Genomic DNA, 17,460 nt, shown 5'->3' with positions numbered 1-17,460 from the left:
CGGGCCCCGAGGGGACCCGGGTCGAACCCGTAGCGGCCCCTCGCGGGGGGCGTAGCCGAGGAGGTCTCCGCGTTGAAGCTCGAACTGCGCGGAATCACGAAACGGTTCGGGTCGCTGGTCGCCAACGACCACATCGACCTGACCGTCGAGCCGGGGGAGATCCACTGCCTTCTCGGTGAGAACGGTGCCGGCAAGTCGACCCTGATGAACGTGCTCTACGGGCTCTACGAGCCCACCGAGGGCGAGATCGTGGTCGACGGCACCCCCCGCAAGTTCCGGACCGCCGGCGACGCGATCGACGCGGGCATCGGCATGGTCCACCAACACTTCATGCTGGTCCCGGTCTTCACCGTCGCCGAGAACGTCATGCTCGGCCACGAGGAGACCAAGCCGCTGGGCTGGCTGGACCGCCGTCGGGCCCGCAAGAAGGTGCTCGACCTCGTCGACGAGTACGGCCTCAAGGTCGACCCGGACATGTTGGTCGAGGACCTCCCCGTCGGTCTGCAACAGCGGGTGGAGATCCTCAAGGCGCTGGTGCGCGACGCCAAGGTGCTCATCCTGGACGAGCCCACCGCGGTGCTCACCCCGCAGGAGACCGAGGAACTGTTCCGGGTGATGCGCGCGCTGCGTGCCTCCGGCCACTCCATCGTGTTCATCACGCACAAGCTCAAAGAGGTCAAGGCGGTCGCCGACCGGATCACCGTGATCCGGCGCGGCAAGGTCGTCGGCACCGCGGACCCCGCCTCCTCGGAGAAGGAACTCGCGTCGCTGATGGTCGGCCGGCCGGTCAAGCTGGTGGTCGACAAGCCCGAGGCGAAGCCGGGCGCGGTTCGGCTGGAGATCGACGACCTGACCGTGCTCGACGGCAACGGCCAGGCCGTGGTGGACCGGGTCGACCTGCGCCTGCGCGAGGGCGAGATCCTGGGCATCGCGGGCGTGGACGGCAACGGCCAGAGCGAGTTGACCCAGGCCATCCTGGGCCTGCGTACGCCCGCCGCCGGGAAGATCAGCCTGGACGGACACGACCTCGCGGGCCGCACCCCGCGGCAGATCCTCAACTCCGGCGTCGGCTTCGTGCCCGAGGACCGTCAGCACGACGGCATCGTCGGCGAATTCACGGTGGCCGAGAACCTGGTGTTGGACATGGTCACCCAGCCGCCGTTCGGTCGCCGCGGATCGATCAACCCGGGCGCGGTGCGCGACAACGCGCGCAAGCGGGTCGAGGAGTTCGACATCCGCACCCAGACCATCGACTCGCCGGCCGGCACGCTGTCCGGCGGCAATCAGCAAAAGGTCGTCGTGGCGCGCGAACTCTCTCGCCCACTGCGGCTGTTCATCGCCTCGCAGCCCACCCGAGGGGTGGACGTGGGGGCGATGGAGTTCATCCACAAGCGGATCGTGGCCGAGCGCGACGTCGGCACCCCGGTGATCATCGTGTCCACCGAGTTGGACGAGGTGGTCGCGCTGGCCGACCGGATCGCGGTGATGTATCGCGGTCGGATCGTGGACATCGTGCCGCCCACCACGTCCCGGGGCGACCTGGGTCTGCTGATGGCCGGCGTGATCCCGAACCGGGACGGGGCCCAGGCGAGTGCACCGGCCGGCGCCACCGCGGCGACCACGAAGCCGGACGCGGCCGAGACCGCCATCGACAGCGACGAAACCCCGGGGGAGGAGGACCCAGCGTGACCGAGGACAACAAGAGCACGCCCGGCGAGCCGAGCGAGGCGAAGCCGGCCCTGAACGAGAAGACGGCCGGGCCGGGCGGGGCGAGCCCGTCGGCGCCGCCGAAGCCCTCGCTCGGTCGGGCTGTGCTCGACGCGATCATCACCGGCAACTCGGCCGTGGTGACCTTCCTGGCGATCGTGCTCGCGCTGGTCGTCGGCGGCATCCTGATGATCCTCGCGGACCAGGACGTGCTCGACGAGTACAAGTACTTCTTCGCCGCCCCCGGCGAGGCGCTCTCCAGCTCCTGGACCCTGGTCTCGGACGCCTACACGGCGATGTTCAAGGGTGCGATCGTCAACCCGGACACCTTCTCCGACGGTTCGGTCGAGGAAATCTTCCGGCCGATCTCCGAGACGATCACCCAGGCCACGCCGCTGATCTTCGGCGGTCTCGCGGTCTCGATCGCCTTCCGGACCGGGTTGTTCAACATCGGTGCGCAGGGCCAGATCATCGCCGGCGCGGTGTTCGCGTCGTGGGTCGGGTTCGTCGTCGACCTGCCGCCGGTGATCCACCTGGTCTTCGTGATCCTCGCCGGCGTGATCGGCGGCGGCCTGTACGCGGGCATCGCCGGTTTCCTCAAGGCCCGCTACGGCGCGCACGAGGTGATCGTGACGATCATGCTCAACCACATCGCGGTGCTGCTGCTCGGCTGGCTGCTGACCACCGACGCCTTCCGCCGGGGCGGTCAGTCGCAGCCGATCGGCAAGGACGCGAACGAGAACGCGGTGCTGCCGAACCTGTTCGGCGACAACCTGCGGATCCACTTCGGCATCATCCTGGCGCTGCTCGCGGCCGGGGTCTACTGGTGGCTGCTGAACCGCTCCACGCTCGGGTTCGAGCTGCGCGCGGTGGGCTCCAACCCGGACGCGGCGCGTACGGCGGGCATGAGCGTGGCCCGCGCGCAGATCCTGGCGATGGTGATAGCCGGTGCGATGGCCGGTCTCGCCGGTGTCTCGCAGGTGATGAGCTCGACCAACCCGGCGCACACGCTGACCCCGAGCATCGACGCCGGTATCGGCTTCGACGCGATCACCGTGGCCCTGCTCGGCCGTACCAAGCCGCTGGGCACCGTGCTGGCCGCACTGCTGTTCGGCGCGCTGCGCGCGGGCGGCTCGACCATGCAGGCGTCCGCGAACGTGTCCGTCGACATCGTCATCGTCATCCAGGCCGTGATCGTGCTGTTCGTCGCCGCGCCGCCGCTGGTGCGCTCGATCTTCCGGCTGCGCGGGGCCCGCAAGGGTGCCGAGGGCGGGCCGTTGGCCGCCAAGGAGACCGTGGGGGTCCAGGCATGAGCGAGCGGAACCCTGAAGGAGGCACGCAGGTGGCGGACACCGTGATCGCCCCCCACGTGGAGGCACCGGTGAACCCCACCGGCGAGGCCGCCGACGTGGTGCGGGCCGCGGCTCGCAAGAAGGCCCTGATCACGGGCATCGGCTTCGTCCTGGTCGGGCTGTACGCGCTGTGGGCGTTCGGCTTCGGTACCAAGAGCGGCGTCGACGCGGTCTTCGGGATGAACGTGCCCAACCGCGACACCACCGAGGTCGGCGACCTGTCGCTGCCCGCGCGGGCCGTCGCGATCGCGATGTCCGTGGTGTGCATGATCGCGGGCGGGCTGCGGATCGCGCTGGATCGCTCGCGCCTGGCGATCCGCCTGAGCATCGCGCTGTTCCTGGTCGCGTTCGTGATCGCGTTCCTCGTGTGGGCGGTCGCGGGCAAGCAGATGTCCTTCGCCGGCGCCCTGCAGAACACGCTGCTGGCCGCCGTGCCGCTCGTGCTCGGCGCGCTCGCGGGCGTGATCGGCGAGCGCTCCGGCGTGGTCAACATCGCCATCGACGGTCAGTTCCTGTTCGGCGCGTTCGCCGCCGCGCTCACCGCCTCGGTCACCGGGTCGCTGTGGGCGGGGCTGGCCGCGGGTGCCGTGGCCGGTGGGCTGATCGGCGCCCTGCTCGCGGTCTTCGCGGTGCGCTACCTGGTCGAGCAGGTCGTCCTCGGTGTGGTGATCAACCTGCTGGTCACCGGCATCACCGGCTTCCTGTACACGCAGCTCCTGCAGAAGGACCCCGAGGGTTACAACAACCCGGGCGTGTTCGAGAACATCCGGATCCCCGGCCTCGCCGACATCCCGGTGATCGGCCCGGTGCTGTTCGACGTCAACATCATCGTGTACCTGATGTACGCGCTGGTCGTGATCGTGCAGCTCGGCCTGTTCCACACCCGCTGGGGTCTGCGGGCCCGCGCGGTGGGCGAGCACCCGACGGCGGCGGACACGGTGGGCATCAAGGTCAACGCGACGCGCTACCGCAACGTGATGATGGCGGGCCTGATCGCCGGCATCGGCGGCGCGTTCCTGACCATCGGCACGGTGGGCACGTTCTCGAAGGACATGACCTCGGGCGCGGGCTACATCGCGCTGGCGGCGGTCATCTTCGGGCGCTGGCGTCCGCTGGGCGCGGTGGCCGCGGCGCTGCTGTTCGGCTTCACGAGCGCGCTGGCCACGTCGTTGCAGCCGCTGAACACGTCGATCCCGAGCCAGTTCCTGCAGATGATGCCGTACGTCGTGACGATCTTCGCGGTGGCCGGTCTGGTCGGCAAGGTGCGCGCGCCCGCGGCGGCCAACAAGCCCTACACGAAGGGCTGACGGGGGTGCCGGAGATTGATTGGCGCGCGCTGCGGGACGCGGCGACCGCGGCGATGCGGGGTGCGTACGCGCCGTACTCGAAGTATCCGGTCGGCGCCTCGGCGCTGGTGGACGACGGCCGGATCGTGTCCGGGTGCAATGTGGAGAACGCGTCGTACGGTCTCACGTTGTGCGCGGAGTGCGGCCTGGTGTCCGCGCTGCACGCGAGCGGCGGCGGCAGGCTCGTGGCGTTTTGCTGCGTGGACAGCGAGGGCGCGGTCCTGATGCCGTGCGGGCGCTGCCGACAACTGTTGTGGGAGCACGGCGGCGCCGAGATGTTGTTGGAAACCAAGCACGGGGTACGGCCGTTGCGGGAGATCCTGCCGGATGCCTTCGGGCCCGACGATCTTCGCTAGCACGAGCTCGTGACCCGAACAGGTCGCCTCGGCGGCCAAGAGAGAACGGACAGCATGGACGCGATTTCGGTCATCCGTACGAAGCGGGACCGCGGTGAACTGACGGCGGCTCAGATCGACTGGGTGGTCGATGCGTACACGCGCGGCGAGGTCGCGGACGAGCAGATGTCCGCGCTCGCGATGGCCATCCTGCTCAACGGCATGAACGCGACCGAGATCAGCCGCTGGACCGAGGCGATGATCGCCTCGGGCGAGCGGATGGACTTCTCGGGGCTGTCCCGGCCGACCGCGGACAAACACTCGACCGGTGGCGTCGGCGACAAGATCACCCTGCCGCTCGCGCCGCTGGTCGCCGCGTGCGGCGTCGCCGTCCCGCAGTTGTCGGGGCGCGGGCTGGGCCACACCGGCGGAACGCTGGACAAGCTGGAGGCCGTGCCCGGGTGGCGTGCGGCGCTGTCCAACGACGCGATGATGCGCGTGCTCGAGGACGTCGGCGCGGTGATATGCGCGGCGGGCGACGGTCTCGCTCCGGCGGACAAGAAGCTGTACGCGCTGCGCGACGTGACCGGCACGGTCGAGGCCATACCGCTGATCGCCAGCTCGATCATGAGCAAGAAGATCGCCGAGGGCACCGGGGCGCTGGTGCTCGACGTCAAGGTCGGCTCCGGAGCGTTCATGAAGGACCTGGCCGACGCGCGCGAACTGGCGCGCACCATGGTCCGGCTGGGTGTGGACCACGGGGTCAAGACGGTCGCGCTGCTGACCGACATGTCCACCCCGTTGGGGCTGACCGCGGGCAACGCGCTGGAGGTCCGCGAGTCGGTCGAGGTGCTCGAGGGCGGCGGTCCGGCGGACGTGGTCGAGCTGACCCTCGCGCTCGCGCGCGAGATGCTCGCGGCGGCCGGGCAGACCCGGATCGACCCGGCGGACGCGCTGCGCGACGGCTCCGCGATGGACGTGTGGCGCCGGATGATCCAGGCCCAGGGCGGCGACCCGGACGCGAAGCTGCCGGTGGCGCGCGAGACCCAGGTGGTCACCGCGGCCTCGTCCGGCGTGCTGACCCGGATGGACGCCTACGAGGTCGGCGTCGCGGCCTGGCGCCTGGGCGCGGGCCGGGCCCGCAAGGAGGAGCGGGTCCAGGCCGGTGCGGGCGTCGAACTGCACGCCAAGCCGGGCGACATGGTCACCGCCGGGCAGCCGCTGATGACTCTGCACACGGACACGCCGGAGCGGTTCGACTACGCGAGCGAGATCCTCGCCGACGCGGTCACGATCGCGCCGGCCGGCACCGCCTTCGAGGCCACCCCGATCCTGATCGACCGGATCGGCCCGACGGCCTGACGCTCCCCCGCGCACGACGAGGCCCTCGACTCCCGACCGGGAGCCGAGGGCCCGTTCGTGTACGGGCAGGCTCGCGTCCGGCAGCCGTCCGCGCGGCACCCGGGGCACGACACATCGGTCCTCCCGCGCGCCGACGGACCCGCCGAGATCCCGGGACGGATCCCGGTTACGACCCCGCGGCGCCGTATCGGCCGTGGAAGACGTTGCGCTCCAGGGCCCGGCGCCCGGGATGGCGCCGCTCCTCGGCCGGTCGGCCGACGGCGACGATCAGCGCGATCGCCAGGTCGTCGCGGTCCGCGACGCCGATCGCCCGTTTGACCAGGTCCTCGTCCCAGCCGTTCATCGGCGACGTGGCCAGACCCAGTTCGGTCGCGGCGAGCATGACGTACGTGGCGGCGATCATCGCGTCCTTGACCGCGTACTCGCGCAACAACCCGCGCGCCGCCAGGCCTTGCTGGAACTCCTGGGAGGCGGCCGCGAACATGGTCACGAACTCCTCGCTCCAGGCGCCGTTGCGGCGTGCCGACGCGTACACGTCGGCACGCTCCTCGCGCCAGGCCTGCGGCTCGGCGACGAAGACCAGCAGGACCGGCGCCTCCAGGGCCTGCGGTTGGCCGCCGGTGGCCTCGATCAGGCCCGCGCGGCCCGCGTCGTCGGTGACCACCACGATCGAACGGTCCTGGAGGTTCCAGCTCGTGGGGGCCTCGACGGCGAGTTCGAGCAGCGTGCGCAGGGTTTCGGCGGGGACCGGCTCGGGGCGGTAGTGGCGGACGGTGCGGCGGGTGCGGATGGCCTCGGCCACCGAGTGGGCCCGGATCGCAGTGCCGTTGCCCGACCCGTGGTCGGCCGGTGTGCGGGTGTTCGACGTGTGGTTGCTCATGGCCACAATTCTTGGAGAGTCACTCTCCAGTGGGAAGTAGGCACTAATTGGTGCGCTACTCTCCTCTCATGGTGACCATCGTCGAATCGGTCGGCCTCCCCGCCGACGTCTACAGCGCCAAGTGCGCGACGCGTCAGGTGCTGGACCACATCGCCGGCAAGTGGACGGTGCTGATCGTGGACGCGCTGCGGGACGGCACGATGCGGTACACGGACCTGAGCCGGCGGATCGAGGGGGTGTCGCAGAAGATGCTCACGCAGACCCTGCGCAGCCTGGAGACGGACGGCTTCGTGCTGCGTACGGTGACCCCGACCATCCCGCCCCGGGTGGACTACGAACTCACCGAGCTCGGCCGCAGCCTGGGCGGGCCGATCCGCGCGCTGCGCGAGTGGACCGAGACGCACATCAACGAGATCGAGCGGGCCAGGATCGTGACCGCCGAGCGCAAGGCGGCGCAGGGCTACTGACCGCGTCGGTCACAATGCCCGCAGGAGCAGCGCGGTGATCGCCACGGCCGAGGCGAGGATCACGAACAGGCAGCCGAGCAGCGCGCAGCCCGCGCGCACGGTGTGCGGTCGGTACACCCGGCCGAAGTCGTCGCGGTCGCCCGGGCGGGGTCCCGGGGACGGGTCGTGCCGCTCGTCCATGGCGCCCCGGCATGCCAAAGCCGGTGGAGGGCCCGATCGGGCCCTCCACCGGCCTGTGCGCACCGTTCAGGCGGTGGAGCGCACGTGTTGCGCGCGGGGCCGCCGCCGGATCGCCGCGGACGCCGTCGCCGCGCCGGTCACCCGGCCGTTGAGCCCGAAGGCCACCCACCCCGCCGCCGCCATCAGCACCAGCACGAGGAGCACCGCGCCCGCCCAGCCGTGACCGTGGAAGGCGACGCCGCCGATCGGTCCGCCCACGCTCGCGCCGAGGTAGTAGGCCGCCAGGTACAGCGCGGACGCCTGCGCGCGGCCCTCGGTGACCCGCAGGCCCACCGCCGAACTGGCCGCCGAGTGGCCCGCGAAGAAACCCGCCGTGAGCACGATCAGGCCCACCACGACCAGCGCCAGGTTGTCCGGCAGGGTCAGCAGCGCGCCCGCGGCGGTGATCGCCGCCGCGGCCCACAACGTCGCGCGGTGCCCGATCCGGCCGACCAGTCGACCCGACGCGGCCGAACTGAAGGTGCCCGCCAGGTAGATCACGAAGATCGCGCCGACCACCGTCTGCGGCAGCCCGAACGGCTCGGCGAGCAGCCGGTAGCCGAGGTAGTTGTAGACCGTGCCGAACGCCGCCATGAAGACCATGCCGAGCAGGTACAGCCGGCGCAGCACCGGATCGGCCAGGTGCGAGCGCAGCACGCCGGTGAGTTGCCGGGCGGTCATGGTCGAGGGGGTGAAGTTGCGCGACGGCGGCAGCAATACCCGGAAGGCGACCGCCGACCCGAGCGCCAGCAGGCCGACAGCCACCAGCGCGACCCGCCACCCGCCCAGGTCCGAGGCCAGGCCGGTGACCAGTCGGCCGCCCATGCCGCCGATGCTGTTGCCCGCCACGTACAAGCCCATCGCCGAGCCGAGCGAGGGGCCGTCGACCTCTTCGGCGAGGTAGGCCATCGCGGTCGCGGGCAACCCGGCCAGCGCCACGCCCTGCACCGCGCGCAGCGCCACCAGGGTGCCGAAGTCCGGTGCGAACGCGGCCAGTACGCCCAGCAGGGCCGCGCCGAACACGGAGATCGTCATCACCCGGGAGCGGCCCCACCGCTCGGACAACATGCTCACCGGGATCACCGCCAGGGCCAGTGCGCCGGTGGTCACCGACACGGACAGGCTGGCCGTCGCGGGGTCCAGGTGGAACCCGTCGGACAACTCCGGCAGCAGCGTCTGGGTGGCGTAGAGCATCGCGAAGGTCGAACAGCCCGCGGCGAACAGTGCCAGGTTGACCCGACGGTAGGCGCGCGAGCCGCGCGTGTGCCGGACGGGAGCGGCGGTGATCGGGTCGGTGGTTGGGGCGGGGTCCGAAGCACTGTTCGATGCGGGCATGTGTACGAAACTAGGCCGCGTCGTTTCATGCGTCCAATGCATGTTTAGGCCACAATCCATGCTGTGTCGTATGACAGCAGATCAGCCGAGGTTTCCGCGGCCATCGCCCCGCTCCTGACGCAATTCGCCGCGGTCGCACGCGAGGAGCACATCACGCGGGCCGCCGCCGGGCTGGGTGTTCCGCAGCCCACGCTCAGTCGCACGATGGCCCGACTGGAGGCCGACGTGGGTGTCCCGCTGCTGGCCCGGACCGGGCGCGGGGTCGCGCTCACCCGGCAGGGTCACACCCTGCTCGGCTACGTGGAACAGGCGCTCGCGCTGCTGGAGCGCGGGCTGGACGAGGTGATCGAGGACGCGGGTGGGGCGCGCGGCAAGGTCGCGTTCGGGTTCCTGCACACGATGGGCCCCGAGGCGGTGCCCGGCCTGCTGCGCGCCTTTCGGGTACACCACCCCGGAATCCGGTTCCAGTTGGTCCAGGACTCCGCCTCGGCGATGTTGGAGCGGATGCGGGCCGGCGAACTCGACCTGTGCCTGACCGCGCCGCTGCCGGACGCGCCGGACCTGGCCGTGCGCGCGCTGGACGATCAGCGGCTCTACCTGGTGGTGCCGGCCGACCATCGGCTCGCGCACCGCCGCCGGGTGCGGTTGGCCGAGGCGGCCGAGGAGGTGTTCGTGTGCATGGAGCCGGGCTACGGGATGCGCCGGATCACCGACGCGCTGTTCGCCGAGGCGGGGTTCGTGCCCAGGATCGCCTTCGAGGGCGAGGAGGCCGAGACGTTGCGCGGCCTGGTCGCGGCGGGCCTGGGCGTGTCGCTGCTGCCCGCCCCCGACGCCCCGCGCCCGGGCACCGTACACCTGGCCGTCACCGCCCCCCGGGCCTTCCGCACGATCGGCCTCGCCTGGATGCCGGCCCGCCCCGAAACCACCCCCGTACGCCTGTTCCGCGAATTCGCCCTCGGCCGCCGCGGCCATCTCCTGCACCCCGAGCATGCCCAGCCCACCCCTCGCGACCCGGCGCCGCCACAAGCCGCCCGGTAGGCCACCCGCAAAGCCGGCCCGACGAAGAGCAGATGATCTACGCGCGTAGGCAGTAAAGTCCTTTCATGTACAGCAGTCACCCGAACACGCCCGCTGCCTCGCCCACGGTCGAGCAGATCCGGCGCGCACCCAAAGTCCTGCTCCACGACCACCTCGACGGTGGGCTCCGCCCCGCCACGATCATCGAACTCGCCGAGGCAATCGGATACGACCGCCTCCCCGACACCGACCCCGAGGCGCTCGGCACGTGGTTCCGCGAGGCAGCCGACTCCGGCTCGCTGGAGCGCTACCTGGAGACCTTCGACCACACCGTGGCGGTGATGCAGACCCGCGAGGGCCTGTTCCGGGTCGCCGCCGAATGCGCCGAGGACCTCGCCGCCGACGGTGTCGTCTACGCCGAGATCCGCTACGCCCCCGAACAACACCTGGAAGCCGGCCTGACCCTGGACCAGGTGGTCGAGGCGGTCGAGGCGGGTTTCCGCGAGGGCGAGCGCCGCGCGGCCGAGGCGGGCAACCGGATCAAGGTCGGCGCGCTGCTCACCGCGATGCGGCACGCGGCCCGCTCGCTGGAGATCGCCGAACTCACCAACCGGCACCGCGACATGGGCGTGGTCGGCTTCGACATCGCCGGCGCCGAGGCGGGCTTCCCGCCCACGCGCCACCTGGACGCGTTCGAGTACCTCAAGCGGGAGAACAACCACTTCACCATCCACGCCGGCGAGGCGTTCGGCCTGCCGTCGATCTGGCAGGCGCTCCAGTGGTGCGGCGCGGACCGCCTGGGCCACGGCGTGCGGATCATCGACGACATCACGGCCAAGGACGACGGCGGTGTCGAACTCGGCCGGCTCGCCGCATACGTGCGCGACAAGCGCATCCCGCTGGAGATGTGCCCGACCTCGAATCTGCAGACCGGCGCCGCCACGTCCTACGCGGATCACCCGATCGGCCTACTGCGCCGACTCTATTTTCGGGTGACCGTGAACACTGACAACCGTTTGATGAGCGGTACGTCGATGACCCGGGAGTTCGAGCACCTCGTCGAGGCGTTCGGCTACGGCTTGGACGACCTGGCCTGGTTCACCGTGAACGCGATGAAGAGCGCCTTCCTGCCCTTCGACGAGCGGCTCGCGATGATCAACGAGGTGATCAAGCCCGGCTATGCCGCGCTCAAGTCGGAATGGCTTTTCGGTCGGAACTGACCTTTCGTGGGTGCGCCCGACCGATTCAGTCCGGTTCAGACGGGTTAAGACCGGTTCGGATCGCGGGCGCACCCCGAGGCCCCTCCGGGTTCGGGCCAACGGTCCGGCCGGACTCGAAGGGGATGTTTTGCGCATTCCGCGTCCGATTCGCTACGTTGCGGTCTCACTTCGTAACGGGGTGTGTCTCGCCCCGCCCGAATCGAGAAACCGAGGATGCACATGCGATCGGTAACGCGTAAGGCGGCCATCACGGCCGGGCTCGGCGCGGCAATGGCAGCGGGCGCCGCAGGCTCCGCGAGCGCCATGCCGGTGACCGACCTGGTCGAGGGACTGGCCCCGGCCGCCGCAACGGCCCAGGCGGCCCTGCCGGATGCCGCCGCGCCGTTCCCGCTGTCCCAGGTCACCGACCAGCTCCCCGTCGGCGAGGTGCTCACCCCGGGCCACACGGCCGGGACCATGGCCCGCAGCATGGAGCAGGGTATGACCGGCTTCGCCGCGCAGGGCGCCCCGGCCAAGGGCGGCCTGGGCTCGCCGCTCAACACGCTGCCGACGGGCGAGTCCTCGCCGCTTGGTGGTACGCCGCTCGGGGACCTGCCGCTGGGTGGCCTTTCTCTCTGACACCCGCATCGGGTTCCGCACCTGCCGCCGGGCCGGGTCGTCGGCGCGGAACCGGTCGGTCCTGTCGTGCCACGGGCCGTGTCCATCGCGCGTCGATCCTGCGCGAGGACACGGCTTCGTCGTGCCGCACGCACGGCGTCGCCGTGCCCGCACGGCTTCGGCCCGCCGGCCCCGCCCCCTCACCCGCCGCCGACCCGTCACCGGCCGGCGACCCGTCACAGCGAGTCGTACATGTCCTTCGCCACATCGCCCAGATACGGCCCCGTCATGGTGCGCGAGTTCCGCGTGGTCACCCCCAGCGAGACGTTGCTCACCAGGTAACTTCGCCCGTCCACCTCGGCGAACCAGCCGCCGCCGGAGGACCCGCCGGTCATCGTGCAGCCCATCCACAACATGTCCGGCTGCGGCCAGCCGTCCTCACGGAAGTCCGTGGTCGGCGACGAGCACGTGTAGAGCGCGGTGCCGTCGTAGGGCGTGTCCCCCGGGTAGCCGAACGACTGCACGCGAAGGTGTCGCGGCGCGTTCCAGAGCACGTCCGCGCCCGCCCCCGCCGTGTCCTCCAGAGTGCGCCCGCCGCGCGAGTCGACGATGAAGGCGCCGTAGTCGAACGGTGACGCGCTCGCGTCCCTGCCGCCCGGATCGGCGTTCTGCGCCCACTGGTTGCTCACCGTGATCCGCCGGGCCGGCCACCGTCCGTACGGTTCGCGCTCCGCCGGGGTGCGACCCGCGCCGTTGTACGCGGGCACGAAGGTGACCCTGTCGTAGAAGTCCCCGTCCCGGCCACCGTGCAGACAGTGCGCCGCCGTCCACACCATGTTGCCGGTGGAGTGGTGCACGACCGTGCCGCTGCACTCGGCGACGCCCTCCGGCGTCCGGAAGAAGATCTTGCCCCGGATCGCCGTGTCGGGCTCGGTGTACGGCGGGGTCACCCGGCGCGCCTGGATCGTCGGCGGTTGGCGGTAGTCCGCCTCGGGCCGCTGCTGCTCCTGGTCGGGCAACTGCGGCGGCTGTTGGTCGGGCGAGATCTCCGCGCCCCGGGGCTTGGCCTCGTCCTGCCGGTCCTGGTCCCAGAACCCCCGGGTGTCCTCGACGTCCCTGTCGCTGTACTGCTTCGAGTTCATCGCCTGGGTGCGCCCGGCCTCGACCGCCAGCGTGCCGCTGAGCACCAGCCCGACCAGGGTCACCAGGACGCCGGCGAACACCGACATCGTGATGATGAGGTTCTTGTTGTGCGTGCTTCCCGGTTGCATGTCCCCGCCCCCCGACCGAGCGCACGGCCCGGAACCCTCCGGTCCCGCGAGACCACTCGATCGAACCGCCTACCCATCCGTTGATCGGATGATAGGCGCCGATGCGGTCGGGCCGTTGCCCCGTCCCGCCCGGCTCAGTCCTGGGGCAGCAGGATCCACAGCGCGATGTACAGCAGGAACTGCGGGCCCGGCAGCAGGCAGGAGAGCACGAACACCACGCGGACGGTGGTGACGGACCAGCCGTAGCGGCGGGCGATGCCGGCGCAGACGCCGGCGATCCGGCGGCCGTGACGCGGGCGACTGAGGGTCGCGGTGCTCATGGTCATGGCGGTTCCTCCTCGATGCGGCGGCGCCTGACGCGGCGTCGTCGTACTTCGAAGGTAGGACGATTCGGACCCGGCCACATCCATCGCAGGACCCGCCTTGCTCATCCGCCTTGGGGAGTAAGGGTCTTCCCGGAGGGGCGGGACTGCGGCCAGTCCTTGTCGAACGCCGACGGCGGACCGGAGGCCCGGGCGCCGGGGGACGGCGTGGCAGTGGTCTTGCGGCTGATGTCGAGGTAGTTCTCGCACCGGTAGCTCTCCGGCGGCGTGCGCCGACCCGCGAGCAGCACCGTGTCGCCGCCGGACGCGCTCTGCAGCGTGCAGACCACCTGCCCGAGCGCGATCGTGGCCAGCGCCGACAGCGGCGCGTCCAGCCGGAAGAGGGTGGGCGGGTCACCCTCGCGCCGGTCGGCCGCGATCAGGCCGCCGGCGGGCAGCGCGGTGGTGTACCCCTCCAACGCCTCGGCGTCGTTGGGGCCCAGGTGCAACTCCTCCAGGAGCTGGTTGACCTGGTCGGTGCGTGGCTTGTCCGGGACCGCCTCGGCGGGCCGCAGCACCAACCGCCCGCCCCGGGGCAGCGCCTGGAGCCGGTTGTCCTTCACCAGGTAGACGATGTGCCGCTCCGAGCCGGGCAGCCGGCTCTGCGCGGACGGCGCCGTACGATTGGCCGGCTTCCCGGCCCCCACCGGTCCCTCGGTCGGCCGGATCCCGCACGACGTGAGCGCGGCGAGCACCCCGGTCGTCGCGAAGATCACGATCGGAAGCCGCCGGCGGGGTCTCAACGCCTGTCTCCTCGCTCGTCGTGCGTGCCGGCACCGTTGCCGCCGAGGTCGGCGCCGGCGTGCTCCGGGTGCTCCGCGTTCTCGGCGTCCAGGTCGGCGTGCACACCGTCGTCCTCGACGCCCTCGTCCGGGTCGATTATCTCTTCGAGCTCGGGTGGCACCAGCGGCAGGCGCAGGGTGAACTTGGCACCGCCGCCCGGCATGTTCGACGCGTACGCGGTACCGCCGTGGATCCGCGCGTTCTCCATCACGATGGACAGTCCCAACCCGCTGCCCTCGGACCGCGCCCGCGAACTGTCCGCCTTGTAGAACCGGTCGAACACGTGCGGCAGTACGTCCTCGGGGATGCCCGGGCCGGTGTCGGAGACCTCGATCACGAGATCCTCCTCCGGACCGGCGAGCATTCCGGGTATCGCCACGCGCGGTTCGTGGTGGATCTCGACGGTCACCGGCGAGCCGCCGTGCCGCAACGCGTTGCCGACCAGGTTGGAGACCATGACGTCCAGTCTGCGCGGGTCCACCCGGGCCAGGATGCCCCGGGGTGCCCGAAGGTCCACCGCGTCCATCCAGGCGCGCGCGTCCAGGCACGCGGTGACCAGGTCGGTGATGTCCACCTCGTCCGCGACCAGCGCGGCGGTGCCCGCGTCGAAGCGGGACACCTCCATCAGGTCCTCGACCAGCGTGGCCAGCCGCTCGATCTCGGCGACCACCAACCGGGCGGCCGGCGCGCCCTGCTCGCCGAGGCTGTCCGCCTCCTCCTCGAGCAACTCGCTGACCGCGGTCATCGCCGCCAACGGGGTGCGCAGTTCGTGCGAGACGTCCGCGACGAAGCGGCGCGAGGACGACTCCAGCGCGCGCAACTCGGCGACGCTGCGCTCCAGCTTCTCCGCCGCGTCGTTGAACGTCCGGGACAGGTCGGCGAGTTCGTCCGAGCCGCGCACGTCCAGCCGGGTGTCCAGGCGACCCGCGCCCAGCTCGCGCGCGGCGTGCCCGAGCCGGCGTACCGGGCGCAGGATGTGCCGCGCGGCGAACAGCGCGACCACCGCCGCCGCGCCCAGCGCCAGCAGGGTGCCCACGATCAGGTAGCGGGCCAGCGAGTTGAGGTCGGCCTGTTCGTCCTTGAGCGACTTGAACATGTAGCCGGTGGGCCCGTTGGGCACCACCTTGGTGCCGCCGACCAGGTAGGGCTGTCCCTCGATGTCGATCCGCTGGAAGTACATGTGGAAGCCGCCACCGCCGTCCGCGGTCTGCACCACGCGCTGCAGCTTCGCGGGCACCCGCTCCAGCGGGAACCGGGTCGGGTCGGAGGCGACCGGGCGGCCGTCGGTGCCGACCAGGACCACGGAGTAGCCGAAACTGCTCTCCCGCATCTGGTCGACGGCGGGCCCCAGATCGGCCTGGTCCGGGTGCTCCGGGAGACCCGCGGAGACTCGGCCGAGGTTGTCTCGGAACTCGGTGAGCACCGAGTCCTGCGCGCGCTCCAGCACGGCGGTCCGGGTCAGCCAGTAGGCGATGCCGGACGCGGCGACCGCGGCGATCAACGCGACCAGCGCGAAGGCGACGAGTACCCGGAACCGCAACGAGCGCAGCTTCAGGGTCGGGGCGACCCGGCGGACGATCCGGCGTACCAGCGGCGGCCGGCCCGTCACTGGGGCGGGTCGAGGCGGTAGCCGACGCCCCGGACGGTGCGGATCAGTGTCGGCGCGGACGGGGTCTGCTCCACCTTGGCGCGCAGTCGCTGGACGCACGCGTCCACCAGGCGCGAGTCGCCGAGGTAGTCGTGCTCCCACACCAGGCGCAACAACTGCTGCCGGGAGAGCGCCTGACCGGGCCGCCGGCTCAGCTCGACCAGGAGCCGCAGCTCGGTCGGGGTGAGCTGGAGCTCCTCGCCGGCCTTGGTCACCGTCATCGCGTTGCGGTCGACCACCAGGTCGCCGAACACCGACGCGTCGGACACCTCGCGCTCGCCGCGGCGCAACACCGCGCGGATACGGGCGTCCAGCACGCGCGGCTGGACCGGCTTGACCACGTAGTCGTCGGCGCCGGACTCCAGGCCGACCACCACGTCGATGTCGTCGTTGCGCGCGGTGAGCAGGATGATCGGCAGCGAGTCGGTGCGGCGGATCCGCCGGCACACCTCGAAGCCGTCGATGCCCGGCAACATCACATCGAGCACGATCAGGTCGGGGCGCTGCTCGCGCCACCGTTCCAGGCCGGCCTCACCGGTGGCGGCGGTGACCACGCGATGGCCCTGGCGCCCCAGGGCGAGTTCGAGTCCGGTTCGTACGGACTCGTCATCCTCGATAAGCAGCAGGTAGGGCACGCAGGCCATTGTGTCTGACGTCACGGCTGGGAAGAACACGGGGAGGCCCCTTCCGGTTCGCCGCCCGAGGTCGCTGTTGCATACCTGTGACAGCTCGCCGACCTGACGATGAAGCCCGCCCAGCAGGCTGTACATCGTGAACGAGCGCCGAACCGGGGGAGAAGTCATGCAGTCCCAGACGCAGTCGCAGGGCATCCGCAAGGACAACCGCCGTACCGTCGTCGCCCTTGCCCCGCTGAACGGCAACGCGCGTAGTGCTTCGTGCACGGACAGTGTCGACGACGAATTCACCGCGTATGTCCGTGAGCGCCGGTCGGCGCTGTTCGCCACCGCGTACCACCTCACGGGTGACCGCAACGAGGCCGAGGACCTGTTGCAGAGCGCGTTGATGAGCACGTACCAGGCGTGGGGTCGGATCCAGGACAAGGCCGCGCTGGGCGGTTACCTGCGCCGCACGATGACCAACCTGCATATATCGGCCTGGCGTCGTCGCCGGATCAACGAGTACCCCTCGGAGGAGCTGCCCGAGCGTCCGGACGGTTCGGACTCGATGGGCGACACCGAGTTGCGTGCGGTGCTCTGGCGCGCGCTGGCCAAGCTGCCCGAGCCGCAGCGCACCATGCTGGTGCTGCGCTACTACGAGGGTCGCACCGACCCCGAGGTGGCCGAGGTGCTCGGATGCAGCGTCGGCACGGTCAAGTCGAGCATCTGGCGCGCGCTGCGCCGGCTGCGCGAGGACGACGCGCTGAGCTTCGGTGCCGACGAGGCGTTCGCCGAACTCGTCGCCTGAGCCCGGGACTTCGTCGCCCGAGCTGTGCCCGGTCGGCCGATCCCACTCGTGTTCGCGATCCGCGTGCGCCGTGCGCACTCGCTCGCCCACGTCTTTCTCTCGTGTCGCGGTATCCCTGTGCAGTTGTGCGTCGT

The 17,460-nt window shown here is 71.1% G+C and carries 18 protein-coding genes; 10 read left to right on the top strand and 8 right to left on the bottom strand.

Going from position 1 to position 17,460, the window contains the following annotated elements; translation table 11 throughout:
• Positions 1–72 precede the first annotated feature (72 nt).
• Genes ACIBSV_RS24665 through ACIBSV_RS24645 form a run of 5 tightly spaced genes read left to right on the top strand, consistent with a single transcriptional unit; the run spans position 73 to position 6,102 of the window.
• Positions 73–1,689 (top strand): ABC transporter ATP-binding protein, encoded by a 1,617-nt coding sequence (locus ACIBSV_RS24665; protein ID WP_395866470.1) that lies wholly within the window; start codon positions 73–75, stop codon positions 1,687–1,689.
• The gene (locus ACIBSV_RS24660; protein ID WP_395866468.1) at positions 1,686–3,020 is read left to right on the top strand and encodes an ABC transporter permease; all 1,335 of its coding nucleotides are present in this window, start codon (positions 1,686–1,688) and stop codon (positions 3,018–3,020) included. Before ACIBSV_RS24665 ends, ACIBSV_RS24660 begins: the two co-directional genes overlap by 4 nt.
• A gap of 29 nt (positions 3,021–3,049) precedes the next feature.
• Positions 3,050–4,366 (top strand): ABC transporter permease, encoded by a 1,317-nt coding sequence (locus ACIBSV_RS24655; protein ID WP_395866466.1) that lies wholly within the window; start codon positions 3,050–3,052, stop codon positions 4,364–4,366.
• A gap of 5 nt (positions 4,367–4,371) precedes the next feature.
• On the top strand, positions 4,372–4,761 hold the full coding sequence (locus ACIBSV_RS24650; protein WP_395866464.1) for a cytidine deaminase: 390 nt from the start codon (positions 4,372–4,374) through the stop codon (positions 4,759–4,761).
• 54 nt (positions 4,762–4,815) lie between these two features.
• Entirely contained in the window at positions 4,816–6,102 is a 1,287-nt protein-coding gene (locus tag ACIBSV_RS24645) for a thymidine phosphorylase (protein ID WP_395866462.1), read from the top strand.
• Between the two features lie 166 nt (positions 6,103–6,268).
• On the opposite strand, the gene ACIBSV_RS24640 is transcribed toward ACIBSV_RS24645, so the two are convergent.
• Positions 6,269–6,982: a nitroreductase family protein gene (locus ACIBSV_RS24640; RefSeq protein WP_395866460.1), complete on the bottom strand. Its 714-nt coding sequence runs from the start codon at positions 6,980–6,982 to the stop codon at positions 6,269–6,271.
• 68 nt (positions 6,983–7,050) lie between these two features.
• Between ACIBSV_RS24640 and ACIBSV_RS24635 the strand changes: the two genes are divergently transcribed.
• Entirely contained in the window at positions 7,051–7,449 is a 399-nt protein-coding gene (locus ACIBSV_RS24635) for a winged helix-turn-helix transcriptional regulator (RefSeq protein WP_395866458.1), read from the top strand.
• A gap of 9 nt (positions 7,450–7,458) precedes the next feature.
• Here the strand turns inward: ACIBSV_RS24635 and ACIBSV_RS24630 are convergent, their stop codons facing one another.
• A complete protein-coding gene (locus tag ACIBSV_RS24630; protein WP_395866456.1) occupies positions 7,459–7,629 on the bottom strand; it encodes a hypothetical protein in 171 nt (56 codons plus the stop codon).
• A gap of 66 nt (positions 7,630–7,695) precedes the next feature.
• The gene (locus tag ACIBSV_RS24625) at positions 7,696–9,003 is read right to left on the bottom strand and encodes an MFS transporter (protein WP_395866454.1); all 1,308 of its coding nucleotides are present in this window, start codon (positions 9,001–9,003) and stop codon (positions 7,696–7,698) included.
• 63 nt (positions 9,004–9,066) lie between these two features.
• Here ACIBSV_RS24625 and ACIBSV_RS24620 point away from each other — a divergent pair, with 63 nt between their 5' ends.
• The 3 genes from ACIBSV_RS24620 (at position 9,067) to ACIBSV_RS24610 (ending at position 11,858) form a co-directional block, all read left to right on the top strand.
• Positions 9,067–10,041 (top strand): LysR family transcriptional regulator, encoded by a 975-nt coding sequence (locus ACIBSV_RS24620; protein WP_395866452.1) that lies wholly within the window; start codon positions 9,067–9,069, stop codon positions 10,039–10,041.
• Positions 10,042–10,106: 65 nt separating this feature from the next.
• A complete protein-coding gene (locus tag ACIBSV_RS24615; protein ID WP_395866450.1) occupies positions 10,107–11,240 on the top strand; it encodes an adenosine deaminase in 1,134 nt (377 codons plus the stop codon).
• Between the two features lie 219 nt (positions 11,241–11,459).
• Positions 11,460–11,858 (top strand): hypothetical protein, encoded by a 399-nt coding sequence (locus ACIBSV_RS24610; RefSeq protein ID WP_395866447.1) that lies wholly within the window; start codon positions 11,460–11,462, stop codon positions 11,856–11,858.
• A gap of 215 nt (positions 11,859–12,073) precedes the next feature.
• Here ACIBSV_RS24610 and ACIBSV_RS24605 read toward each other — a convergent pair whose 3' ends face one another.
• From ACIBSV_RS24605 to ACIBSV_RS24585, 5 genes are all read right to left on the bottom strand, one after another.
• Entirely contained in the window at positions 12,074–13,108 is a 1,035-nt protein-coding gene (locus tag ACIBSV_RS24605) for a trypsin-like serine peptidase (protein WP_395866445.1), read from the bottom strand.
• Between the two features lie 134 nt (positions 13,109–13,242).
• The gene (locus tag ACIBSV_RS24600) at positions 13,243–13,434 is read right to left on the bottom strand and encodes a PspC domain-containing protein (RefSeq protein ID WP_395866443.1); all 192 of its coding nucleotides are present in this window, start codon (positions 13,432–13,434) and stop codon (positions 13,243–13,245) included.
• A gap of 101 nt (positions 13,435–13,535) precedes the next feature.
• The gene (locus ACIBSV_RS24595) at positions 13,536–14,186 is read right to left on the bottom strand and encodes a hypothetical protein (RefSeq protein WP_395866441.1); all 651 of its coding nucleotides are present in this window, start codon (positions 14,184–14,186) and stop codon (positions 13,536–13,538) included.
• A gap of 23 nt (positions 14,187–14,209) precedes the next feature.
• Positions 14,210–15,862, bottom strand: coding sequence for an ATP-binding protein (locus ACIBSV_RS24590; RefSeq protein ID WP_395866439.1), 1,653 nt, complete (start codon positions 15,860–15,862; stop codon positions 14,210–14,212).
• Complete coding sequence (locus ACIBSV_RS24585; RefSeq protein ID WP_174861367.1) at positions 15,859–16,536, bottom strand: response regulator transcription factor; 678 nt, start codon at positions 16,534–16,536, stop codon at positions 15,859–15,861. Before ACIBSV_RS24585 ends, ACIBSV_RS24590 begins: the two co-directional genes overlap by 4 nt.
• Before the next feature lie 166 nt (positions 16,537–16,702).
• Here ACIBSV_RS24585 and ACIBSV_RS24580 point away from each other — a divergent pair, with 166 nt between their 5' ends.
• Positions 16,703–17,326, top strand: a complete 624-nt coding sequence (locus ACIBSV_RS24580; protein ID WP_395866437.1) for a SigE family RNA polymerase sigma factor — start codon at positions 16,703–16,705, stop codon at positions 17,324–17,326.
• Positions 17,327–17,460 lie beyond the last annotated feature (134 nt).

It is taken from the genome of Embleya sp. NPDC050154, assembly GCF_044460165.1.
GTDB lineage: Bacteria > Actinomycetota > Actinomycetes > Streptomycetales > Streptomycetaceae > Embleya.
This window is presented reverse-complemented; position numbering and strand designations above follow the sequence as displayed.